This is a genomic window from Streptomyces sp. ISL-98 (assembly GCF_018614055.1).
GTDB classification, from domain to species: Bacteria; Actinomycetota; Actinomycetes; order Streptomycetales; family Streptomycetaceae; genus Streptomyces; species Streptomyces spiramyceticus.
On sequence record NZ_JAGGPB010000122.1, the window covers coordinates 1 to 6,893 of the forward strand.

The window sequence follows — 6,893 nt, forward strand, 5'->3', positions numbered from 1 at the left end:
TCGTCCAGACCAACATCAAGAAACTCGTCGCAAACAACTCAAAGTGATACAAACAGGATCACGAGACACTAGTCAGCCAGCGTCGTCGGTGCGGGACCTCGGGCGTGGACCCGCGTTGCGGAGGTTGTATTCGACGAGGCCGGCCTGGTCGACGGTGGCGGTGTAGCGCAGGGCCGCGCCGACGGTCAGGCCGAACAGATCGCAGATCCGGCGGGGATCGCCCCCGGTGGCTTCGGCCCCGTGAAGGAGGCGGTCCTCGCGGAGGCGGCGGGCGGGTATGCCGAGGACGTCGTTGATCCAGACGTGACTGACGGGTTCCACGCCGCAGGCCGTGGTCTGGGAGAGGAACAGGTGGGGTTGGCGGTGCGGGGCCACCGGCTGTTTCGGTAGTCCAGGTAGGCCGTGAGCCGGTCGCGCACCGGGTCGGCGAGCAGGACTGTCGGCCGGGCCGCTCGCGCGAACACGGTGGGGTCGACCTCCCAGCCGTGCCCGTCCAGCCACGCCTCCAGCGCCGCCATGTCCGTGTCGCTGGCCGCCCGCGGCCAGTGGTAGGTGTCCGTCATCCCCGCCCCCTGCGTGTCTCGTCGGAGCCACCGTGCCAGGTGATGGTGCCAGCCCGCACTGACATATCCGCCGGCGGAGACAGCCCGGGGCGTGTCACTGCGAGGGGTGGGAGGTGATCCAGGAGTTCAACTCGACGCCCTCGGCCCGGATCATGTTGCGCATGCGCAGCAGCCGGGCGTCGCTCATGTCGCCGGCCAGGGTGTTGATGCGGTCCATGATGACGTACGCCTCAGTGTAGAAGCCGGACCCGGCGGCCCGGTCGGCGTTCATCGCCTTACGGACCTTCCGCACGTCGGTGACCAGGTCCCACGTCACGTTCTGGCAGCCCGCCTCCTCGGCCGCCTTCTCCGTCTTCTCCTGGCACGGGTTCGCCACCTGGTACCCCCAGGCGTCCTGCCACAGCCGCGCCACCGATTTCGGCGCCTTCTTCGGCGCGGCCGACGCGGACGGCTTGTTCTGCGGCTTGCCCGTACCGTCGTCGCCGCAGCCGGTTGTGCCCGCCGCCACGGCGACTGCCAGCAGCAGCCCGGCCCCTGCCCTACCCCACCCCTTGGTCATAGCGAAAGATCATGTCACGGTCACCCGGCGCACCAGGGGGCAACAGCGGGGAGGGCGGCCCCAATCGGGGCTCCGGCTGCTCCAGGACGGTGAGAAGGGGGCGACACCATGTGGGTGTCGCCCCCTTCTCACCTTGCGATCGCAGGACGTTGCGCGGGGCTGCGTCTGCGAAACGGAAGGTCGCGCCCGGCTATTGGGGAGGATCGTCCGACGGCGCCGCCGCGTCCTCCCGCAGCTTCTGCAGCTCCGGGATGGGCATCGCGCGGCCGGCGACTGCGCCGCGGCCCGGGAGGTCCTGGTGGAGATGTCGAAAGGCCGTGGGTTCGCGTTTTCTGAAGGGGGTTCGGGGACGAACCGACGGATAGTGCTGCCGTAACGGTATTGTGTCGGCCCCGGTTCGCCCCGGCCCGGCGAACCCGGGCCTACTGGCGTGTTTTCCCCAGGCGCCCTGATCGGGAGTTGCGCGGCTCGACGCACATATGCGGTTGCGAAACCTTCGGCCGGGGAGCACTCGGAGCGCGCCCATCCGCCGACTATTCCTCACTGAGCGCCGTTTCGCCTTTGTGCACCCCCGTACGGAGGTGTTGACGGGGGTAGAACGCTGGTCAGCGGAGGAGGGCAGGCAGTGCGCGGTCGGGAGAAGGGATCGTCATCGCAACCCGGGAGAGATCGGGCCGTGCAGGTTGATGACGCGCCCGCGCTGTTGCCTGCGGTCGGTGACGGGCTGAAGGCGGCGCTCGCAGGTCTTCCCGAGGGGGTGCGGCAGGTGGCCGCCTACCAGCTGGGGCTCCCCGGTGCCGGAGAGCCGGAAAGCCCCGGCAGGGGCGGGAAAGCGGTGCGGGCGGCACTGGTGCTCTCTGCCGCCGCCGCGGTCGGCGGTAACGCGGAAGTGGCACTGCCCGGTGCGGTAGCCGTGGAGTTGGTGCACAACTTCACGTTGCTGCACGACGACATCATCGACGGCGACCGCATGCGTAGGCACCGGCCCGCGGCGTGGGTGCGTTTCGGTATCCCGGCCGCCATGCTGACCGGCGACGCACTGCTGGTCCTGGCGGTGCGGGTGCTCCTGGAGAGCGGCAGCGCCCGGGCGCAGGTGGTGATGACGGGCGTGCTGGAGTCGCTCGTGCGCGGCCAGGCCGAGGACGTGGCATTCACCGGCCGTGTGAGTGTGTCGGTCGAGGACTACCGGCGGATGGCCGGTGCGAAGACGGGGGCGCTGCTCGCCGGGGCTTGTGAGGTGGGCGGTGTACTGGCCGGGGCGTCGGCCGCGCAGGCCCGGGCGCTGGCTGGGTTCGGCTACCACCTGGGTATCGCCTTCCAGTGTGACGACGATGTCCTGGGCATCTGGGGGGACCCTGCCAGGACGGGCAAGCCGGTGGGCACGGACCTAGCCGCGCACAGGAAGTCTTTCCCCGTGGTGGCGGCGCTGGCTGCCGATGTGCCTGCCGCGCAGCGAGCGCGCCGCCTGTGCGCACAGCCTGGGCCGCTGTCCCGACGGCAGGTGCGTTCTCTGGCCGGCGCGATCGACAAGGCGGGCGGACGGGAGGCCGCCGAGGCGGAGGCCGAACAGCAGCATGCGTGGGCACTGGACAGCCTGCGCGAAGGGGCCGTGCCCTGCGAGGGCCTCGCCGAGCTCGCGGACCGCCTCGTCCGCCGCAGCCACTGACGACGCCACCGGCCCATGACCCAGCCATCGCAGGAGCCGAGGGTCGCTCGGCAGACACTGCCCGACCAAGCACTCAACTCCCGGCCGCCGAACCGTAATAGCAGCAGAGAGGCTCATTCATGGATCTACGCCTGCCACAATTGAGCACACCATTTCCCGTTGTAGTCAACCCACACATCGATCAAATTGACGCCTATACCCGCGAATGGGTGCAGCGTTGGAAACTGCTTGATAAACCCGAGCAGGCTGATCGCTACTTCAAGCACCTGCAATGCGGCTATGCCACAGCAGTCATCAACCCGCGACTTGGTTTCGATGAACTGTGCCTCGTGAACGACTGGTTGATGTGGCTGTTCATTATGGATGACGTCTGGGGTGCCTACTCCGACAGTGCGGACCAGGAAGCAGTGGTCCTCGGGCTGTTCCCGGGACTGACCGCCGTCGTCATGGAGATGGCCCCCTGCCCACGGGGCAAGGAACACCGTCTGGTGGAGTCCTTCGCAGACCTGTGGCGCCGCACCATCGTCCGGGCCTCCTCAGACCAGCTAGGACGGCTGCGCGAGGCCCTCCTTTCGTCTTTCATGGCCGTTCTATGGGAAGTCCAGGTCGCCAGAACTCGTCACCCCGTCACCCTGTCGCAGTACCGGCCCATGAGAGTGCTCAGCGCTTTCCCGCTCGTAATCTTACGGGTGGAGGAAATCCTTGGTGGATACGCGATTCCTCTGACGCAGATCCGTGACCATCGGGTAGACCGCCTCGTCTGGCTATCAGGCGCCGTCACATGCTGGCTCAATGACGTAGTCTCATACCCCAAGGAGAACAGGACCGAACCTTCCAACGCATTCAGTATCCCCGAAATCCTGCGCCAACAGGAAGGTTTTTCACCTCAGCAAGCTCTCGACGCCGGCGCGGAAGCCTTCTATCAGGGAATCAGGGATTACCAGAGTTTGGAGGAGGAGATCCTCAAGTTCGCCGACCCAGAACTGCACCGATACATCGAGCTGGCCACGCGCCCCTTCATTAGCGGCTGGACCGACTGGTGCTATCGCACCGGTAGGTACGGGGTGGGCATGCCCATGGACGCCGCGCCGCTGGAAGTCATGTGAGTGAACGCTCCTCGGCGAGCGGTGGAACCGGCCCAGGGCGAGCAGTCCCTGACCCAAGAGGAAGCGGCAGCGATCGCCTCAACACCGTCTCCGTGATGGAACACCACGTATCCCTTCCTCCGGGCCAGGAACCCGACCCCCGTCCGGGTCCACCGCATGCATCGCAGGTGCACCGACACGTTCCTCTCGCTGGAGACCGGCGGGCGAGCGCGTTTCCTTTTCGGTAAGTACTCGCCACTGAAACCGAAATCCGAGGCATGAAGATACGTCTGCGATTAGCGTGCCGATTCGGGCGATTGCTCGTTGAACGCGGCGTCGCGTCGAGGGGACGCCGCGGGCTTGCCGATCGGTGATGCCCTCGGCGTGGGCGGGGCGCATCAGCTACGAACCCGCCCGTGAGCCTACGGCCGGTGGTGCGCCTGCCAGGCGCGGCACAGCGCGCCGAACTCCTCCTGGCGTTCGACCAGGAGGTCCTGGGGCCGCTGCAGGGCAGTCCAGGATGTGCACGCCGTCCTAGAAGGGCACGAAGCCGATCCGTTCCCACACGCGGCCCAGTTTGACGGCTGCGTCGCGGTGCTGGTCCTCGCTCAGCTCGCGGCCGTCGGCTGAACCGGGCTCACAGGCCACCGCGACGCAGCCCTGCGACAGACGGCGGATCGCCGCTCCCGCCAGCACCGGCCCCAGGCCATGACCTCGCCATTCAGGCTCCAGGATGACCCGATCCATGACCAGCAGATCACCGACCGGGTGCGCGAGGGCAGCCTCGAAGGCCGGCTCCCATCCGCCGGCGCCGACGTCCAGGACCACCTCGCCGATACGGGCGACATCCCCGGTGTAGGAGTCCATCGCCTCAAAGGGATGGTCGGGGCCGAACATCCGTACCCGCGCGAACGACATCCGGCCCACGGTCACGTCATGCACCGCGTCCAGCGCCTCATCATCCATGTCGCTGTACGCGGCCGCCCCCTCGGCCAGGACGTCCGCGTCGATCCGGGCCGTCACCGTCCACTCCTCCAGCGTGTCCTCGAACTCATAGACCTGGACGGGGTGTTCATGGTGGTAGGCGAGACTGATCAGGGACGGATCGGCGGGCAGTTGGACAATCTTGGGAACCATGCTGGTCACCGTGCCACCGTAGTGACCGCAGACCTCCGCGCGCCGGGGAACGGCTCACGCTCACTCCTTCCGCGTTGGGCCCTGTGCGGAGTCGGCATGGCGTCGTCTACGGGAGCCGTGCCATCGTGGCTATACGCCAGCGGGCCCACCGCAGACACAAGGGCCCGCTCCCTAGGATTTGTCGCGCGGTTGGGGGCTCCACCGTGTGTGAGCGCGAGCTCGCCGACCGGGCAAGCGCACCCCAGCCCTCAACAGCTAGCAGCAGCCTCCGTGCTCCTGTTCACAGTCATCGGCGCCGGGACGTACGTACTGCTCCGCCGCAGAGCACGTGCCTCTGAGTCCTGAGGGACTGCTCCAGCCGCAATGCCTGTCTGTGGCCGCTGTAATTGGGCAACGGCCATAGGGGCTCTCAAGATCTCAGCATGACGAATAGCGCAGCAGTCTTGGCACGCGTTCTTCAGGTTCACGCTCGTGCCACGGTGGGCGTACGGCGAGCTCGCACAGGCCCATCAGTCGTTCCTGGCGGGCGCCTTCCGGTGGCGGTCACCGCGGCGCCAGGCGAAACACAGAGGGGTGAACTGTGTGCCACTCGGCGGAGTGTGACGTGAACAGACTGGGCCGCATGGGCACAGTCAGTTACATGGTTTGGTGGGAAAAGGTGCCGGGGCGTAAACGTCTTAGCGAATCGTGGCGCGAGCGGCGCTCGTGGGAGCTTGTCCAAGACAGTCTCGCAGAAGTTCGCACACTCGAAGCCCTGGTGAGCGGAAGGGAACGTCTCCAGCCGCTAACGCCTACGGACGAAGCGATGCTGGCAGCAGCTCGCGACGAACTTGCCACCGCCCACAGTAATCTCACTTTCGAAGATCACCACAGAGTTCCGCTCGGTTCGCATGTGACAGCTGCCCAGGTCCACATCTCGGCGGCCCGGGTCAATTGGCTGCGATCATTCGCGTCGATTCCTCACGAGGTCATTCCGTACCTGCCCGGCATGCAGTCACTCGTCAGTAAGCACCTTCCTGAGAGCGACCCCACCAGAGAGGCTGCGGAGTCCGTCACGCCGGATGGGTTGAGGAACGCGGAGAGGGGCGCTCAAGAACTATTCAAGATCCTTACTGCAGTTGAATCGGCCTACGGCGCCTCCCTGCGTGAAAAGCTTCGCGCTGGAAGTTTTGCCCGCATCGTCTTGAGGTTGGCCCTCTTCTTGTTCCTATTGGCGGTAGGGGTCGTAGTGCTGACGATCAAATGGCCGGATGCTGTGCCCCTGTGCTTCAACCCGCCACCGGCCAAGGAGGCAGCGCCGGTCGACTACACAATCGTCTGCCCGGCAGGAAGCGACGACTGGCCTGCCGGAAGTCAGATCGACGAGGATTTCGCGAAGGTCTCGTCGTGGGGGGACTATCTCGTCGTCGAGGTTGTTGGGCTTGTGGCTGCCGGTGTCGCTGCTGCATCGGCATTGCGGCACATCAGAGGCACGGCGACTCCGTATCAGATTCCGGTGGCCTTGGCCACATTGAAGTTGCCGGCCGGAGCTCTTACCGCTGTACTCGGATTGCTCCTCATGCGTGGAGGGTTCGTTCCAGGGCTTAGCGCGCTCGACTCCTCAGCTCAGATCATCGCGTGGGCTGTCATTTTCGGATATGCTCAGGAGCTGTTCACCAAGTTCGTGGACAAGCGGGGGCAGTTGGTCTTGGACGCGGTGCGCGGCCCTACTAGCCCACCACTCGCTGACGGCTTGCCAGCAGCTGTGCAGACCCCGCCGCCCCTTCAGTGAAGCACCCTGTGAAGCACCATCTCCTGGCGCGATCCGACACCACGGGATCAAACGCTAATTCCGGTACAAAAAACCAGGAGAGAACGACCTCTAAGCTTGGCGTTTAATCTCG

6 protein-coding genes are annotated in these 6,893 nt (G+C 66.1%); 3 read left to right on the top strand and 3 right to left on the bottom strand.

Translation table 11 applies throughout. The features are described from left to right. Window positions 1–72: 72 nt before the first annotated feature. Both J7I98_RS40675 and J7I98_RS40680 read right to left on the bottom strand, forming a co-directional pair. Window positions 73–321 carry a hypothetical protein gene (locus J7I98_RS40675; protein ID WP_214930082.1) on the bottom strand — a complete coding sequence of 83 codons (249 nt, stop codon included), beginning with the start codon at window positions 319–321 and terminating at the stop codon, window positions 73–75. Between the two features lie 336 nt (window positions 322–657). Beyond that, window positions 658–1,122, bottom strand: coding sequence for a hypothetical protein (locus J7I98_RS40680; protein ID WP_214930083.1), 465 nt, complete (start codon window positions 1,120–1,122; stop codon window positions 658–660). A gap of 676 nt (window positions 1,123–1,798) precedes the next feature. Between J7I98_RS40680 and J7I98_RS40685 the strand changes: the two genes are divergently transcribed. Next, entirely contained in the window at window positions 1,799–2,788 is a 990-nt protein-coding gene (locus tag J7I98_RS40685; RefSeq protein ID WP_214930084.1) for a polyprenyl synthetase family protein, read from the top strand. 119 nt (window positions 2,789–2,907) lie between these two features. Next, window positions 2,908–3,894, top strand: a complete 987-nt coding sequence (locus J7I98_RS40690; RefSeq protein WP_214930085.1) for a hypothetical protein — start codon at window positions 2,908–2,910, stop codon at window positions 3,892–3,894. A 513-nt stretch (window positions 3,895–4,407) separates the two neighbouring features. Here J7I98_RS40690 and J7I98_RS42130 read toward each other — a convergent pair. Continuing rightward, a complete protein-coding gene (locus J7I98_RS42130) occupies window positions 4,408–5,010 on the bottom strand; it encodes a hypothetical protein (RefSeq protein WP_251021936.1) in 603 nt (200 codons plus the stop codon). Window positions 5,011–5,632: 622 nt separating this feature from the next. Between J7I98_RS42130 and J7I98_RS40700 the strand changes: the two genes are divergently transcribed. Next, window positions 5,633–6,781 carry a hypothetical protein gene (locus tag J7I98_RS40700; RefSeq protein WP_214930086.1) on the top strand — a complete coding sequence of 383 codons (1,149 nt, stop codon included), beginning with the start codon at window positions 5,633–5,635 and terminating at the stop codon, window positions 6,779–6,781. The last annotated feature ends 112 nt before the right edge of the window (window positions 6,782–6,893 follow it).

Bases quoted from the DNA above. Each gene is read 5' to 3' on its own strand.
- J7I98_RS40690 (WP_214930085.1), top strand. From the start codon at position 2,908: ATGGATCTACGCCTGCCACAATTGAGCACACCATTTCCCGTTGTAGTC.
- J7I98_RS40680 (WP_214930083.1), bottom strand. From the start codon at position 1,122: ATGACCAAGGGGTGGGGTAGGGCAGGGGCCGGGCTGCTGCTGGCAGTC.
- J7I98_RS40700 (WP_214930086.1), top strand. From the start codon at position 5,633: ATGGGCACAGTCAGTTACATGGTTTGGTGGGAAAAGGTGCCGGGGCGT.
- J7I98_RS42130 (WP_251021936.1), bottom strand. From the start codon at position 5,010: ATGGTTCCCAAGATTGTCCAACTGCCCGCCGATCCGTCCCTGATCAGT.